Source organism: Cognatilysobacter xinjiangensis (assembly GCF_014651995.1).
Taxonomy (GTDB): Bacteria; Pseudomonadota; Gammaproteobacteria; order Xanthomonadales; family Xanthomonadaceae; genus Cognatilysobacter; species Cognatilysobacter xinjiangensis.
In genome coordinates this window covers 275780-290618 of sequence record NZ_BMXY01000003.1, presented here as the reverse complement: position 1 = coordinate 290618, position 14839 = coordinate 275780, and the positions used below count along the sequence as shown (strand labels likewise).

Genomic DNA, 14839 nt, shown 5'->3' with positions numbered 1-14839 from the left:
GTCAGGGAATCAGCGCGACCACGCCGTACACCACCAGCAGCGGCAGCAGCGCGACCACCAGCGCCTGCGCCCACGAGCTGCGCGCGAAGATGCGCCAGCCCAGCGCCGACAGGAACACCGTCCAGATGCTGAGCAGGTCGGCGGTCTGCGCCAGGCGGTTCCAGCGCGCGTCCGCCGGCAGCTGCACCAGCAGCGGGTCGACGTGGGTGAGCATCAGCGATTCGATGCCGGTCTGCGGGTTCATGGTGAGCGCGCCGACGAGCGCGATGATCGAGCCCAGCACCGCCGGCATCGCCGACCAGGCCGCCAGGCTCAGGCCGTGCTTGTAACCGAGGCCGCGGCCGGTGATCTTCGAGACGATCCAGTAATACAGGGCGCTGATCGCCAGCATCAGCGCCACGGTGACGACGACGCCCACCGCGCCGAACACGCCCATCACCTTCGGCGACGGCATGTTGGCCCTGGCCTGCGCCATCTGCTTGGCCGACATCTGCGAGCCGGAGGCGTCGAACATGTGGTCCGCGTACCAGGCCGGATCGACGCGGAAGAAGTACGCCAGCGTGAACGCGATCGCCAGCACGGCGAGCACCAGCGCGGGCACGAGGAAAGTGGGGCGCTCGCGCTCGGCGGCGAACACCTTCGACGGCTGCAGAAAAATATCGACGAGCTGGCTCATCGCGGTCCTCCCCCGGACGTTGCGTGTGCGGACTGTGGGCGCATGCGATCCCCCTCGCATGGGCCTGAAGTCATTCTAGCTTCGCAGGCCCACGCCGCGCTTGAGCAGCCACAGGCCGAGCGCGCCGAGCACGACGACGAACGCGAGCATCAGCCCGTAGGCGACCGCGAGCGGCACGTCGCTGCGGCCGAGCAGGCCGAAGCGGAACGCGTTGACCATGTAGAAGATCGGATTGAGGTGCGTGGCCGCCTCGGCCCAGCCCGGCAGCAGCTTCACCGAATAGAACACGCCGCCCAGATACGTGAGCGGGGTGAGGATGAAGGTCGGCACGATCGCGATGTCGTCGAACTTCTTCGCGTACACGGCGTTGACGAAGCCGGCCAGCGCGAAGATCGTCGCGCCCAGCAGCACGGTGGTGAACGTCACGAACGGATGCGGCACTTCCACGCTGGTGAACAGCATCGCGATCAGCAGCACGATCGCGCCCACCATCAGACCGCGTAGAACGGCACCGGCGACGTAGCCGGCGAGGATCACCCAGTTCGGCATCGGGCTGACCAGCAGCTCCTCGACGTGGCGGCCGAACTTGGCGCCGAAGAAGCTTGAGGAGATGTTGCCGTAGCTGTTCTGGATAACGCTCATCATGACCAGGCCCGGCACGATGAAGTCCATGTACTTGATGCCGTCCATGCTGCCCACGCGCGAGCCGATCAGCCCGCCGAAGATCAGGAAGTACAGCGTCATGGTGATCGCCGGCGGTACCAGCGTCTGGCCCCAGATTCGCAGGATGCGGTGCACCTCGCGGCGCACGATGGTGCCGAGCGCGACGAGGTGGCCGGACGGCGGGGTCTGCAGCGTGTCGGGAGAGGTGGACATCGGATTTCCGTAGACGTTGGCCGCGTTCAGACCGCGGCGGTGCCGGCGTTCTCGCCGGTCAGGCGCACGAAGAGTTCTTCGAGGCGGTTGGACTTGGTGCGCATCGAGCGCACGCGGATGCCCGCGGCGTCGAGCGCGGCGAACACGCGGTTGAGGTCCATCGCGCGCGGCATCTCGACGTCGAGCGTGTGGTCGTCGCTGGCGGCGATCGTGGTGCCTTCGATCGCGGGCAGCTGCGCCGGCAGCACGCCGTCGATGTCGAGCAGGAAGCCTTCGACGTCGAGCTTGGCCAGCAGCGCTTTCATCGAGCCCTGCTCGACGATGCGGCCTCGGTCGATGATCGCCACGTGCCGGCACAGGCTCTCGGCTTCCTCGAGGTAATGCGTGGTCAGGATGATGGTGGTGCCCTGCGCGTTGATCTCGCGCAGCGTCTTCCACATGCCGCGGCGGATCTCGATGTCCACGCCGGCGGTCGGCTCGTCGAGGATCAGCAGGCGCGGCCGCGTCATCATCGCGCGGGCGATCATCAGGCGGCGCTTCATGCCGCCCGAGAGCGTGCGGCTCATGACGTTCGCCTTCTCCCACAGCTGCGCGCGGCGCAGCTCGGCCTCGGCGCGCGCCAGTGCCTCGGCGCGCGGCACGCCGTAGAAGCCGGCGTAGTTGACCAGGATGTCGATGGGCTTTTCGAACAGGTTGAAGTTGATTTCCTGCGGCACGAGGCCGATCTGCCGCATCGCCGCTGCGCGGTCGCGCACGAGGTCGATGCCATGCACCGAAACCGTTCCCGAGGTCAGGTTCACCAGCGAGCTGACGATGCCGATTAGCGTCGACTTGCCGGCGCCGTTGGGGCCGAGCAGGGCGAAGAAGTCGCCCGGCGCTACGTCGAGCGAGACGCCCTTCAGCGCCTCGATGCGGTTGTCGTAGGTCTTGCGCAGGTCGCGCACGGACAGCGCGGGCGCGCCGGCGGAAGTCGCAGCGGGTGCGGTCATGTCGGGGGGTCGAGCCGTGATCCCGGTAGTATAGGCAGCCTTCGCGCGCACCCCGCGCGCTGCAGCGTTCCAGCGGCCGTGCCGCGGGCGCCCGATCGGATCGCAGTCTTGGCCATCGTCCAGTTCCTCCTGAAGCTCGTCTCGCGCCGCATGCTGGCGCCCAGCGTCGGCCACTACAGCTTCGTGCGCGAGGACGGCCAGCCGCTCGACTTCATCCCCGGCCAGTTCATCCAGGTGCATTTCACCTACGCCGACGGCACCGCGACCAAGCGCAGCTATTCGCTGGCCACGATCCACGACCACGCGCTCGGCCCGGGCGAGGCGGTGGAGATCGCGGTGAGCTACGTGCCCGGCGGCGCGGCCACCGCGCTGTTCGAGGGGCTGGAGATCGGCGGCACGGTGATGGCGAGCGGGCCGTTCGGCCGCTTCTGCCTGATGCCGGGCGACAGCAACCGCCGTTACCTGCTGATCGCCACCGGCACCGGCGTGACGCCCTACCGCGCGATGCTGCCCGAGCTCGAACGCCTGATCGGCGAGCGCGGCATCGAGGTGGTGCTGCTGTTCGGCGCGCGCACGCCGGCCGAGCTGCTCTACGGCGACGAGTTCCGCGCCTTCGCGACGAAGCATCCGTCGCACTTCCGCTTCGTGCCCTGCTTCTCGCGCGAGTTGCCCGAAGCGGGCTCGCCGCAGGCGCATGCCGACGTGCGCCACGGCTACGTGCAGCAGTTCCTCGACGAGTTCGCGCCCGACGCGGCCGGCGACGTCGCGTATCTCTGCGGCAATCCGAACATGGTCGACGCCTGCTTCGAGGCGCTGAAGGGTCACGGGCTGGCGGTGCAGCAGATCCGCCGCGAGAAGTACGTCAGCTCGAAGTAACGCGGGGCGGATCCCCGGCCACGCGCGCTGCGCGTGGCGCTCTCGGGCACGCGAGCCTGCGGCTCGCAAGCCGTGCCCGTTCGCCCACCGCGAGAAGTACGTCAGCTCGAAGTAACGCGGGGCGAATCCCGGCTGCGCGGTGCGCGACAGGCACATCGCCGCGAAGCAAGGGACGGACGTCTTCGGTCGCGCGTAATGCATGGCTGCGGACGCGGAGCCGGGGCGCGCAGGCCTTGCCCGTTCGCCGCTGCAAGCTGCGCATTTGCTTAAGAGACTTGGCGACGCTGCCATCGCGACGTTCGCGATGGCACGACCGTCCGTCGGGGTCTGTAAAGCGAGCTTGACAGCCCGCCCGCAGGCGGTGAGGATGCCTGTCAAGTTTACTTGACCGCCTGCCGTGAAGACCTCGAAAGTCCGCCTCTGCCTCGCCTCCGGTGTCCTGCTGCTGCTCTGCACGGCGGCCGCGCACTGGCTGGTGCCCGGCCTCGTACCGGATTTCGTACGCGGCCTGCTGGCCGGCATCGGCACCGGGCTGCTGGTCGCCGGGCTGCTCGCCCGCCACCTGCCGGATCCGGCCGACGCCAGCACGCCGGCGCTGCGGCGCCGCTACATGCGCGAGTTCGCGCCGGCCATGGCCGGCTACACGGTGGCCATCCTCGGCTCGATCTGGCTGCTCAAGCACCACGTCGACGACCCGGCGCTGCGCGCGCTGGTGGCGCTGTCGCCGATTCCGTTCGTGGGCCTCGCGATGCGCGCCATGCTGCGGCACATCCGCGACACCGACGAGATGCAACGCCGCATCGAGGTCGAGTCGATCAGCCTGGCCACCGCGCTGGTCTCGCTGGCGTATTTCGCCGCGGGCCTGCTGCAGGCGGCAAAGGTGATCGACGTGCCGTCCGCGATGGCGATGATCTGGGTCTTCCCGATGCTCTGCCTGGTGTACGGGCTGGCGAAGATCGTGATCGCGCGGCGCTACGGCTGACATGGAAAGTCGCATGCGCGAGCTGCGCGAGGCGCAGGGCTGGTCGCAGGGCGAGCTGGCCGAGCGGCTCGCGGTCTCGCGCCAGACCATCAACGCGATCGAGACCGGCAAGTACGACCCGAGCCTGCCGCTCGCTTTCCGCATCGCCCGGCTGTTCGACGAGCCGATCGAGGCCATCTTCCTGCCTGGAGACACCGTATGAATCCGCGCCTTTCGCCGGCCGCGCGCCGCAACGCGCTGCTCGCCGCCGCCACCGCGCTCACGCTGCTGCTGTCGATCGTGTTCGACCTCACCGCGTTCGCCACCGCCGTCTACTCGGCGCTGTGGATCGCGTTCCTCGGCCCGTCGCGCTGTGGCGCGGCGGCCTGAGCCCGCTACGCCATGTCCAACCCGTCACCCATGAACCTTCGGAAACACGCCATGCCTCGCACGCGCTTGCTCGCGACGGCGCTCGTACTCGCACTCGCCGGTTGTTCCGGCGCGCGCGACGCGACGCCGCAGCCGGAGGCCGAGTCCGCCAAGCGGACGGTCGGCCGCATCCAGTTCGAACCCTGCGCGCTGTCGGGCGCGCTCGCCGCGCAGACGCTCGACGGCATGTGCGGCACGCTGGCCGTGCCGGAAGATCCGGCCAAGCCCGACGGCCGCAAGATCGACCTGCGCATCGCCTGGCTGCCGCCGCGCGACAACGCCGAGCCGGTCGCCGACCCGGTGTTCTTCCTCGCCGGTGGCCCCGGGCAGGCCTCGTCCGAATACGCCGCGCAGGTGGCCGGCGCGCTGCGCGAGGTGCGCAAGGCGCGCAGCCTGTTCTTCATCGACCAGCGCGGCACCGGCGGCTCGGCGCCGCTGGACTGCCCGAAGGACCTGCTCGGGCAGTACGAGGACCGCGAGGGCCTCGAGGCGATCGCCGAGTACGCGGGCAAGTGCGCGGCGACGCTGAAGAACGATCCGCGCCTGTTCACCACGACGATCGCGGTCGAGGATCTCGACGCGGTGCGCAAGGCGCTCGGCGCGCCGACGGTGAACCTGGTCGGCGTGTCCTACGGCACCCGCGTCGCGCAGCAGTACGCGATGCGCCATCCTGGCAGCACGCGCAGCATCGTGCTCGACGGCGTGCTGCCCAACGACGTGGTCGCCGGCGGCGAGTTCGCGCGCATGTTCGAGCGCACGCTCGAGCTGCGCGGCCAGGCCTGCGCGAAGGACCCGGCCTGCGCCAGGCGCTATCCGCAGGACATGCGCACGCAGCTGGCCACGCTCAAGCAGCGCCTCGCCGCGGCGCCGGTCGAGGTCGAGTACCGCGATCCCGCCACCGGCGAGGCCAAGCGCGATAAGCTCACCGCGCAGACGGTGGTCGGCCTCACGCAGCTGTTCTCCTACGTGCCGCAGGCCGCAGCGCTGCTGCCCGTCGTCGTCGACGAGGCGGTGCAGGGCCGTTATGGCCCGCTCGCCGCGCTCGCGTCGCTGGGCGGCGAGTCCATGAGCGGCAGCATGAACCGCGGCATGCAGTGGTCGGTGATCTGCGCCGAGGACGCCGACCGCTACGTCGTCGATCCGGCCGACGCGAAGACCGCGCTCGGCACCGACATGGCCGACATGTTCTTCGCCGCCTGCCGCGCCTGGCCGCATGGCACGCGCCCGGCCGACTTCGCCAGGCCGCTCGCGAGCGACGTGCCGGTGCTGCTGATGTCGGGCGAGCTCGATCCGGTGACGCCGCCGGTCTACGCCGAACGCGTGGCGAAGGCGCTGCCCAACTCGAAGGCGGTGGTGCTGCGCGGCCAGGGCCACAACGTGATGGCGATCGGCTGCATGCCCAAGCTGATCGGCAAGTTCATCGAAACCACGGACGCGAAAGCGCTCGACACGAAATGCCTGGAGACGGTCGCGCCCGTGCCGCCGTTCACCAGCTTCAACGGATGGGAGCCGTAAGCCGGCCATGATCACTGCACGCAACCTGCACAAGTCGTTCAAGACCAAGACCGGCCTGGTCAAGGCGGTCGATGGCGTCGAGTTCGAAGCGCCCGATGGCCAGATCACGGGCCTGCTCGGCCCCAACGGCGCCGGCAAGACCACCACGCTGCGCATGCTCTACACGCTGATGCGTCCCGACACCGGCGAGGTGATGGTGGACGGCGTCGACGCCGCCAAGGATCCGATCGCGGTGCGCCGCGCGCTGGGCGTGCTGCCCGACGCGCGGGGCGTCTACAAGCGCCTGACCGCGCGCGAGAACATCGCCTACTTCGGCGAGCTGCACGGCATGTCGAAGGCGCAGATCGCCGCACGCACGCAGGTGCTCGCGCGCGAACTGCAGATGGACGACATCCTGGACCGCCAGACCGAGGGCTTCAGCCAGGGCCAGCGCACCAAGACCGCGATCGCCCGTGCGCTGGTGCACGACCCGCGCAACGTGATCCTCGACGAGCCCACCAACGGCCTCGACGTGATGACGACGCGCGCGATGCGCGGCTTCCTGCAGCAACTGAAAAGCGAAGGCCGCTGCGTGATCTTCTCCAGCCACATCATGCAGGAGGTGGCCGCGCTCTGCGATCGGATCGTGATCATCGCGAAGGGCCAGGTGGTCGCCGCCGGCACCGCCGACGAGCTGCGCGCGCGCTTCGGCGAAACGAATCTCGAAGACGCCTTCGTCAAGGCGATCGGCTCCGAAGAAGGACTGCACGCATGAAGAACTCGCTGCTCTCCACCGTGTGGTCGGTGATGCGCAAGGAGCTGCGCGACATCTCGCGCGACCGTCGCACGCTCGCGCTCGCGCTGCTGCTCGGCCCGTTGCTGTATCCGCTGATCATCATCGGCACCGGCTCGATCGCGGAAAAGCGCGCGAAGACGGAACTCGACCGCACGCTGGTCATCCCCATCGAGGGCCGCGAACGCGCGCCCAACCTCGTCGCCTTTCTCGCCACGCAGGGCATCGAGGCGAAGGCGGCGCCGAAGGATCTGGATGCGGCGATCGCGCGTCAGGACGAGGACGTCGGCCTGCATATCGACGAGGACTTCGCCGCCGACTGGCGCGCGGGCAAGCCGGCGGTCGTCGAGATCGTCGCCGACAGCACGCGCCGCAACGCGGAGATCCCGCTGGCCCGTGTGCGTGCGGCGCTGGACGGCTACCGCGAGCAGATGGGCGCGCTGCGCCTGCTCGCACGCGGCATCGATCCATCGGTGACGCGCGCGGTCAACGTCGGCAGCCGCGACGTCGCCAGCGAACAGGCCAAGAAGGGCCAGGTGCTGTCGATCCTGCTGCCGTACCTGCTGATTCTCAGCTCGTTCCTCGGCGGCGCCTACCTGATCCTCGACGCCACCGCGGGCGAGCGCGAGCGCCAGTCGCTGGAGCCGCTGCTGGCCACGCCGGCTTCGCGCGGCGGCATCGTCAGCGGCAAGATCGCGGCGGCCTGCGCGCTCGGCCTTCTGTCGCTGCTGCTGACCCTGCTGTCGTTCAAGCTCAGCGCGCAGCTGGCGACCACCGCGCGCATGCTGGACGTGAGCTTCCCGGCGATCGCGAAGATGCTGGTGGTGCTGGTGCCGATGGTGCTGATCGGCACCTCGCTGCTGACCTTCCTCGCCGCCGCGTCGAAGAGCATGAAGGAGGCGCAGAGCCACATGACCTGGCTGATGCTGCTGCCGATGATCCCGTCGATCCTGCTGATGGCCAATCCGATCAAGAGCCAGGCCTGGCAGTTCGCGGTGCCCTTCCTCGCGCAGAACCAGCTGCTGCTGAAGATCGTGCGCGGCGAGCTGATCGATGCCCGCACCTGGCTGGTCTACTTCGGTGCGAGCTTCGGCCTCGCCCTGCTGCTGTGGTTCGCCGCCGTGCGCCGCTACCACCAGGAACGCCTCGCGATCGCGGGCTGATCCGCATGCTTCGGTTGTTTGGAGGGCCGGCGCTCGCGCCGGCCCTTTCTTTTGCCTGAACACGACACGGCCGCTTTCACGCGTCACAGCCGCTGGCGGTCGGAGGCTGGGGCCCTGACAAGGAGACCGACCATGCGCAGCATCCTCGCCACCCTCAGGAAGGAACACGACCAGCTCCGCGCCCTGTTCGAGCAGGTCAACGCCACCACCGACCGCGCCGAGAAGACGCGCCTGGAGCTTCTGCAGAAGATCGAGGCGACCCTCGTGCCGCACGCGAAGTGGGAAGAGATGGTGTTCTATCCCGCGCTGAAGTCGCGCGCGAACCACGAGCAGAAGCTGCTGTGGGCCGAGGCCATGCAGGAGCATCGCGCGGTCGAGCAGAGCGTGCTGCCCGACCTCAAGGCCTGCGAGCCGGGCAGCCGCGAGTTCGCCGGCAGCGCGAAGGTGATGGGCGAGTTCATCGACCATCACGCGAAGGAGGAGGAGCGCGAGATCTTCGCGGTCATGCGCGAGCTGTTCACCGCGCAGGAACTCGCCGAGATGGACGAGCAGTACGAGGAGTGGAAGGCCTCGGGCATGGGCGAGGCGATGACGCTGCACGCGAAGATCAAGACGGGCGTGGCCTCGATCTTCCGCTCGCCGGGCGCGCCGGGCTGATCAGGCGGCACGGTTGACGACGCAAAAGCCCGGCACCCGCCGGGCTTTTTCCATCGGGGATCGTCGCTGGCCGGTTCGCGTTGCGCGCCGACGCGACACGACGCGTTCGCTGCTGATACGCAGACAGCGGATGCGGTCCGCACGGCACCGTAAGCGACTCGCGGAACCGCACACAGCCACAGCGTCGCGCGTTGCGACCCGCCAAGAAAAAGCCCGGCATCCGCCGGGCTTTTTCGTCGATCACGCTCGCGACGGTCAGGTGCCCGGATTGAACGAAATCGTGCGGCGCGTGGTCACCGGCGCATCGACCGGCTGGAAGCGCCAGCGCTTCACGCCCGCAATGGCCGCGCGATCGAACACGCGCGGCGGGTTGGCGCGCACCACGCGCGCAGCGGAGACCGAGCCGTCCGGCGCCACGGTGAACTCGACCTGCACCTCGCCCGACTGCGCCGAGCGCAGCGCTTCCGGCGGGAAGGCCGGCATCGGCGTGGACAGCGCGCGCAGCTCGGTGTTCGCGCTGGCGGCGGCCGGACGCGCCGGCGTGGCCGGCGTGTTGGCTGCGGCGGTGCGCTGCGCGGCTTCGCGTTCGGCCGCCGCGCGTTCGGCGGCGGCCCGGTCGGCCGCGGCCTTGTCGGCGGCGGCGCGGTCCGCGGCGGCCCTTTCGGCAGCGACGCGCTCGGCTGCGGTGCGGTCGGCGAGCTGCTTGGCGGCCAGCTCCTGCTGCTTCTTCTGGTCCTCGAGGCGCTTCTTCTCCAGCTCGACCTGCTTCTTGGCCTGCTCCTCGGCGGTGAGCTGCTGCTGCACGGCGCGCTGCTGCGCGATCTGCTGCTGCTCGGTGACGGAGGTCTTCAGGCGGGTCAGCGCCGGATGCTGCGGGTCGGCCTTCTCCAGCAGCGCGGTCAGGCGCTGGGCCTCGGCGAAGTCGTCGCGCGAGACGCTCTGCTCGGTCGCGATGACGGTCATCGGCAGCAGGTCGGTCAGCGCGCTGGCGACCGATGCGTCGCCCGGCGCCTTGTCGCGCAGCGCCAGGTAGTACTCGACGGCGTTGTCGCCGGCCGGCGCGTACAGGCGGTTCTCGTTGTAGGCCTTGCTGGCGGCCTCGCGCAGCTGGTCGGCGGACATCGCCGCGACGCTGCTGGAGATCACGGTGGCCGGCGTCGCCGCGGGCTTCGCCGCCGTGGCGGCGGCATCGGCCGCGGGCGTGGCGGACTCGTCCTTGCCGCAGGCGGCGAGCAGGCCGCCGAGCGCGAGCACTAGGGCGACGCGCGGCAGCATGGAAACGCGCGGCATCGGCCGGACGCGGGTATCGGAATTCATGGTCTCACTCCCCTGAGGTGCGGAAGGTACGCGCACGCGCCTAGATCGCCCGCGGCGCGGGGGTTTGTCAAGCACGACCGCGGTGTTCTGCGCAGGCCGGCCGCAAGCCGGCGCCGTGGCGCGACGGCGCCTGCCGCGGCGCGTCAGCCAGCGACGCGCGCGGGCAGGTGGACCGGCGCTCACGCGGCAGCGCCGCCGCCTGTCGATAATCCGCCGCTGCCTCCGCGAACCGACCGGCATGGCCCCGAACCTGCGTTTCCTCGATGCGCCCGGCGACGTCGCCGCCCTGATGCGTGCGCACGACTGGCACGACTCGCCGCTGGGCCCGCCGGCGCGCTGGCCGCAGTCGCTGCGCAGCGTGGTCAGCCTGATGCTGCTGTCGAAGTTCCCGATGTTCGTGGCCTGGGGGCCGTCGCTGGGCCTGCTCTACAACGATCCCTACGCGGAGATCCTCGGCATCAAGCACCCGGACGCGCTCGGCCGCCCGTTCGAGGCGGTGTGGTCGGAGATCTGGGACGACATCGAGCCGCTGGCGCAGCGCGCGCTGGCCGGCGAGGCCGTCTTCATGGAGAACCTGCCGCTGACGATGCGGCGCAAGGGCTTCGACGAGCCGACCTGGTTCACCTTCAGCTACTCGCCCGTGCTGGACGAGCACGGCGACGTGGCCGGCATGTACTGCGCCTGCACCGAGACCACCGCGACGGTGACCGCCGACCGCACGCGCCGCGCGCAGATGCAGCGGCTTACGTCCCTGTTCGAGCAGGCGCCGGGGCTGTTCGCCGTCACCCACGGCCGCGAGCACGTCTACGAGATCGCCAACCCCGCCTATCTCGAGTTCGTCGGCCGCAGCAGCAGCATCATCGGCCTCACGGTGCGCGAGGCGCTGCCGGAGCTCGACCAGCGCTTCATCGACGAGCTCACCCGTGTCTACGACACCGGCGAGCCCTTCATCGGCCGCCGCATCCCGATCGGACTGCGGCGCAGCGATGCCGGCATGGAGAACCGCATCGTCGACTTCGTGTTCCAGCCCATCGTCGACGACGCCGGCCGCGTGGACGGCATCTTCATCCAGGGCACCGACATGACCGAGCACGCGCTCGCCGAGCGCGCGGCGCAGACCGAGCGCCAGCGGCTTGAGGCGACGATCGAGTCGCTGCCCTCGGGCGTGGCGCTGGCCGATCCGGACGGCACGGTGATCCGCGTCAACGCCGCGCATCGCGAGATCTGGGGCCTGCCCGCGATGCCCGGCGCCGGCCACGAGCAGCGCGAGTGGCGCGGCTGGTGGGCCGACGGCTCGAGCCGCGACGGCGAGCGCGTGGGCGAGGGCGACTGGGCGCTCGCGCGCGCGCTGCGCGGCGAGACGGTGCGCGGCGACATCGTCGAGATCGAACCCTTCGACGACCACCCGCGGCGCACGTTGCTGCTGCAGGCGATGCCGGTGCGGCTGGACGACGGCGAGCTTGCCGGCGCGGTGGTCGCGCAGACCGACATCAGCGACCGCGTGCGCGCCGAAGCCGAGCTGCGTGCGAGCGAGGCGCGCTTTCGCACCATCGCCGACGCGATGCCGCAGATGGTCTGGTCGACGCTGCCCGACGGCTACCACGACTACTACAACCGCCAGTGGTACGCCTACACCGGCCTGCCCGAAGGCGCGACCAACGGCCACCACTGGACCGACGTGCTGCACCCCGACGACCGCGACGAGGCCTGGCGCTGCTGGCGCCGCAGCCTCGAGAGCGGCGACGACTACGAGGTGCAGTACCGCCTGCGCCATCGTTCCGGCGAATACCGCTGGGTGCTCGGGCGCGCGCTGCCGGTACGCGACGAACGCGACGCGATCATCCGCTGGATGGGCACCTGCACCGACATCCACGAGCAGCGCCTGTCGCGCGAGGCGCTGGAGCGCAGCGAACGCGCGCTGCGCGAGGCCGACCGTCGCAAGGACGAATTCCTCGCCATGCTCGCGCACGAGCTGCGCAATCCTCTGGCGCCGATCAGCACCGCCTCGCAACTGTTGCTGCTGTCCTCCGATCCCGTGCGCGTGCGCGCGGCGGGCGAGGTGATCGGCCGCCAGGTGCGGCACATGACCGAGCTCGTCGATGACCTGCTCGACGTCTCGCGCGTGACCCGCGGCCTGGTGCAGCTCGAAATGGAGACGGTCGACCTCAAGGCGGTGCTGACCGGCGCCGTCGAGCAGGTTCGTCCGCTGATCGACGCGCGCCGCCATGCGCTGCGCACGCGGCTGCCGGCCGGCTCGCTGTGGGTGCGGGGGGATCGCACGCGGCTGACGCAGATCGTCTCCAACCTGCTCAACAACGCCGCCAAGTACACGCCGGAGGGCGGCGAGATCACGCTGGATGCGCGGACCGAGGACGGGCAGGTCGTGGTGCACGTGCACGACAACGGGCAGGGCATCGAGCCCGGGCTGTTGCCGCAGATCTTCGACCTGTTCACCCAGGCCGAGCGCTCGCCGGACCGTGCGCAGGGCGGGCTCGGCATCGGGCTCGCGCTGGTGCGCAGCCTGGTCGCGCTGCACGGCGGCGCGATCAGCGCGGACAGCGCAGGACGCGGGCGCGGCGCCACGTTCACCGTGCGCCTGCCGCAGGTGGCCGCGCCTGCGGCCGCGGACAGCCCGGCCGGTCACGCGGGCTTCGTCGCCGAGGACTGCGCGCTCGACGTCGTCGTGGTGGACGACAACGTCGACGCCGCGCAGACGCTGCAGATCCTGCTCGAGGCCTACGGCCATCGCGTTCGCGTCTACCACCGCGCGCAGGACGCGCTCGACGCGCTGTGCGCGCAGCCGGCCGACGTCGCCTTCCTCGACATCGGCCTGCCCGACATGACCGGCCACGCGCTCGCGCTCGCGCTGCGCGAACGCCTCGGCGCACGCAGCGGCGTGCTCGCCGCACTGTCGGGCTACGGCCAGCCGCAGGACTTCCTGGCCTCGCGCGAGGCGGGGCTGGACTGCCACCTGGTCAAGCCGATCGATCCGCCGACGCTGCTGGGCGTGCTCGAACGCGCCTGCGCGCCGCGGGCGACCTAGCGAGCCCGGCGCGCCGGCGTGAACCGTCGCAACACACCGGGTGTGCGAGCGTCTGCGCGCTTCGACCGACCGGATCCCGCATGCCCTTCGTCCGCCTGTTCCTGCAGCTCGTGCTCGCCGCCTGTGCCGGCCTGTTCGCGTTCGATGCGCGCGCCTGCGACACCGCGTCGACCTCGGGCAGCGACACCGCCGCGCGCATCGCGCAGATCGCCTGTGACGAACACGCGCTGTGGTACGCGCCCTTCGTGGACGAGCAGGGGCGGCTGGCGAGCATGCGCGTCTCCGAGGCCGAGGGCCTGCGCCTGCGCGACGGCGCCACGCCGGCCTGGCGTCGCGTCGCGGCCTACTGGCAGGGCGGCGGCGTGCGCTGGCCGTATCCGGGCCTGCCGGCCGACGCCGACTGCAATGCCACCGGCGTCACCGCCGGCGCCGCGCTCTGCCGCACGTTCCTGATCGACACGCCGTGGTCGGCGGTGTTCGTGTCCTGGGTGATGACGCGCGCCGGCGTGCCGGGTTTCCAGGCCTCCGCGCGACACGTCGACTACGTGCGCGACGCGTACCTGCGCAGCGCGTCGGGGCCGTATCGCCTCGCCGACCCCGATGCCGACGCGCCCGCCGTCGGCGACATGCTGTGCTTCTCGCGCGCCTCGCAGGTGTTCGGCACGCAGGGCTTCCGCGACTGGCTGGGCCGCGCGTTCTCCGACACGCTGCCGATGCACTGCGACATCGTGGTGTCGACGTCGGGCAACCGCGCGCGAGTGGTGGGCGGCAACGTGCTGCAGGGCGTGACCATGCGCGTGCTGCCGCTCAATCGGCTCGGGAAGCTGTGGTCGCTGCCGCGCCGCCGCGGCGGCGAGCCCGAATGCCAGCCGTTCAATCCCGAGGCCTGCAACTTCAATCGCCAGGACTGGGTGGCGCTGCTGAAGCTCAATCCTTCCGCGAACGTGCCGGCCGTGCCGGCGACGCCGCAGGCCTGCTGCGTGATCTGCGTGCTGCCGATGGCGCCCGGCATGAAGCGCTGCCCGGCCACGCCGGCCGGGCCGAACGCCTCGCCGGTAACGCCGCCGACACCCACACCGACGCCGTAGAACACGCGAGGCTTACCGCCCCGCCGGCGGCTCCCACAGCTCGACCTTGTTGCCTTCGGGATCGATGACCCAGCCGAATTTCCCGTACTCCGAGTCCTGCATATCGCCCACGACGTTGCAGCCCTCGCTGCGCAACGCGTCCAGCAGCGCGGCGAGATCGGCGACGCGGTAGTTCAGCATGTACGGCGCGGAGCTCGGCGCGAAGTGGTCGGTATCGGCGGGAAACGCGCTCCAGATCGTGCTGGCGCCCTCCTCCTGCACGAACACCGCACCGCCCCAGTCCTGCATAGGCAGCCCGAGGTGCACGCGATACCACTCGCTCAACGCGGCGGGATCGGCCGCCTTGAAGAAGATGCCGCCGATGCCGGTCACTCGTTTCATGCGCTGCTCCGCGTCGGAAAGGCTGCACGATGGCGCGTCCGGCGGCGTGGCGCCAGTGTCGCAGTGCAAATCGCGGCCCACGTGCCGCCGGCACGT

The 14839-nt window shown here is 70.5% G+C and carries 15 protein-coding genes; 10 read left to right on the top strand and 5 right to left on the bottom strand.

Features of this window, described 5'->3' with window-relative positions:
- Position 1: 1 nt before the first annotated feature.
- The 3 genes from IE066_RS12155 to IE066_RS12145 all read right to left on the bottom strand — a co-directional run bounded on the left by IE066_RS12155 (position 2) and on the right by IE066_RS12145 (position 2541).
- Positions 2 to 676: a YIP1 family protein gene (locus tag IE066_RS12155; RefSeq protein ID WP_189450248.1), complete on the bottom strand. Its 675-nt coding sequence runs from the start codon at positions 674 to 676 to the stop codon at positions 2 to 4.
- Between the two features lie 75 nt (positions 677 to 751).
- Positions 752 to 1552 (bottom strand): ABC transporter permease, encoded by an 801-nt coding sequence (locus tag IE066_RS12150; RefSeq protein WP_189450247.1) that lies wholly within the window; start codon positions 1550 to 1552, stop codon positions 752 to 754.
- 26 nt (positions 1553 to 1578) lie between these two features.
- Complete coding sequence (locus tag IE066_RS12145; protein WP_189450245.1) at positions 1579 to 2541, bottom strand: ABC transporter ATP-binding protein; 963 nt, start codon at positions 2539 to 2541, stop codon at positions 1579 to 1581.
- A 108-nt stretch (positions 2542 to 2649) separates the two neighbouring features.
- On the opposite strand from IE066_RS12145, the gene IE066_RS12140 reads away from it, so the two are divergent.
- From IE066_RS12140 to IE066_RS12105, 8 genes are all read left to right on the top strand, one after another.
- Entirely contained in the window at positions 2650 to 3417 is a 768-nt protein-coding gene (locus tag IE066_RS12140) for a ferredoxin--NADP reductase (protein ID WP_268244884.1), read from the top strand.
- Positions 3418 to 3814: 397 nt separating this feature from the next.
- The gene (locus IE066_RS12135) at positions 3815 to 4399 is read left to right on the top strand and encodes a hypothetical protein (RefSeq protein ID WP_189450243.1); all 585 of its coding nucleotides are present in this window, start codon (positions 3815 to 3817) and stop codon (positions 4397 to 4399) included.
- 1 nt (position 4400) lies between these two features.
- Positions 4401 to 4601, top strand: coding sequence for a helix-turn-helix transcriptional regulator (locus IE066_RS12130; RefSeq protein ID WP_189450241.1), 201 nt, complete (start codon positions 4401 to 4403; stop codon positions 4599 to 4601).
- Positions 4598 to 4768, top strand: a complete 171-nt coding sequence (locus IE066_RS12125; RefSeq protein ID WP_189450239.1) for a hypothetical protein — start codon at positions 4598 to 4600, stop codon at positions 4766 to 4768. The genes IE066_RS12130 and IE066_RS12125 overlap by 4 nt, the downstream gene beginning before the upstream one ends.
- Before the next feature lie 51 nt (positions 4769 to 4819).
- Positions 4820 to 6322 carry an alpha/beta hydrolase gene (locus IE066_RS12120; RefSeq protein ID WP_189450237.1) on the top strand — a complete coding sequence of 501 codons (1503 nt, stop codon included), beginning with the start codon at positions 4820 to 4822 and terminating at the stop codon, positions 6320 to 6322.
- A 7-nt stretch (positions 6323 to 6329) separates the two neighbouring features.
- The gene (locus IE066_RS12115; protein WP_189450234.1) at positions 6330 to 7076 is read left to right on the top strand and encodes an ABC transporter ATP-binding protein; all 747 of its coding nucleotides are present in this window, start codon (positions 6330 to 6332) and stop codon (positions 7074 to 7076) included.
- Entirely contained in the window at positions 7073 to 8257 is a 1185-nt protein-coding gene (locus tag IE066_RS12110; protein WP_189450232.1) for an ABC transporter permease, read from the top strand. Before IE066_RS12115 ends, IE066_RS12110 begins: the two co-directional genes overlap by 4 nt.
- Before the next feature lie 132 nt (positions 8258 to 8389).
- Entirely contained in the window at positions 8390 to 8914 is a 525-nt protein-coding gene (locus IE066_RS12105) for a hemerythrin domain-containing protein (protein ID WP_189450230.1), read from the top strand.
- A 255-nt stretch (positions 8915 to 9169) separates the two neighbouring features.
- Here the strand turns inward: IE066_RS12105 and IE066_RS12100 are convergent, their stop codons facing one another.
- Positions 9170 to 10231, bottom strand: coding sequence for an energy transducer TonB (locus IE066_RS12100; RefSeq protein ID WP_229790801.1), 1062 nt, complete (start codon positions 10229 to 10231; stop codon positions 9170 to 9172).
- 238 nt (positions 10232 to 10469) lie between these two features.
- On the opposite strand from IE066_RS12100, the gene IE066_RS12095 reads away from it, so the two are divergent.
- Both IE066_RS12095 and IE066_RS12090 read left to right on the top strand, forming a co-directional pair.
- Positions 10470 to 13274: a hybrid sensor histidine kinase/response regulator gene (locus IE066_RS12095; RefSeq protein ID WP_189450228.1), complete on the top strand. Its 2805-nt coding sequence runs from the start codon at positions 10470 to 10472 to the stop codon at positions 13272 to 13274.
- An 80-nt stretch (positions 13275 to 13354) separates the two neighbouring features.
- Positions 13355 to 14362, top strand: coding sequence for a DUF2272 domain-containing protein (locus tag IE066_RS12090; protein ID WP_189450226.1), 1008 nt, complete (start codon positions 13355 to 13357; stop codon positions 14360 to 14362).
- Between the two features lie 12 nt (positions 14363 to 14374).
- Here IE066_RS12090 and IE066_RS12085 read toward each other — a convergent pair whose 3' ends face one another.
- A complete protein-coding gene (locus IE066_RS12085) occupies positions 14375 to 14743 on the bottom strand; it encodes a VOC family protein (RefSeq protein ID WP_189450224.1) in 369 nt (122 codons plus the stop codon).
- Positions 14744 to 14839: the final 96 nt, after the last annotated feature.

Bases quoted from the DNA above. Each gene is read 5' to 3' on its own strand.
- IE066_RS12155 (WP_189450248.1), bottom strand. From the start codon at position 676: ATGAGCCAGCTCGTCGATATTTTTCTGCAGCCGTCGAAGGTGTTCGCC.
- IE066_RS12085 (WP_189450224.1), bottom strand. From the start codon at position 14,743: ATGAAACGAGTGACCGGCATCGGCGGCATCTTCTTCAAGGCGGCCGAT.
- IE066_RS12120 (WP_189450237.1), top strand. From the start codon at position 4,820: ATGCCTCGCACGCGCTTGCTCGCGACGGCGCTCGTACTCGCACTCGCC.
- IE066_RS12110 (WP_189450232.1), top strand. From the start codon at position 7,073: ATGAAGAACTCGCTGCTCTCCACCGTGTGGTCGGTGATGCGCAAGGAG.
- IE066_RS12105 (WP_189450230.1), top strand. From the start codon at position 8,390: ATGCGCAGCATCCTCGCCACCCTCAGGAAGGAACACGACCAGCTCCGC.
- IE066_RS12090 (WP_189450226.1), top strand. From the start codon at position 13,355: ATGCCCTTCGTCCGCCTGTTCCTGCAGCTCGTGCTCGCCGCCTGTGCC.
- IE066_RS12145 (WP_189450245.1), bottom strand. From the start codon at position 2,541: ATGACCGCACCCGCTGCGACTTCCGCCGGCGCGCCCGCGCTGTCCGTG.
- IE066_RS12150 (WP_189450247.1), bottom strand. From the start codon at position 1,552: ATGTCCACCTCTCCCGACACGCTGCAGACCCCGCCGTCCGGCCACCTC.
- IE066_RS12115 (WP_189450234.1), top strand. From the start codon at position 6,330: ATGATCACTGCACGCAACCTGCACAAGTCGTTCAAGACCAAGACCGGC.
- IE066_RS12100 (WP_229790801.1), bottom strand. From the start codon at position 10,231: ATGAATTCCGATACCCGCGTCCGGCCGATGCCGCGCGTTTCCATGCTG.
- IE066_RS12125 (WP_189450239.1), top strand. From the start codon at position 4,598: ATGAATCCGCGCCTTTCGCCGGCCGCGCGCCGCAACGCGCTGCTCGCC.
- IE066_RS12130 (WP_189450241.1), top strand. From the start codon at position 4,401: ATGGAAAGTCGCATGCGCGAGCTGCGCGAGGCGCAGGGCTGGTCGCAG.
- IE066_RS12095 (WP_189450228.1), top strand. From the start codon at position 10,470: ATGGCCCCGAACCTGCGTTTCCTCGATGCGCCCGGCGACGTCGCCGCC.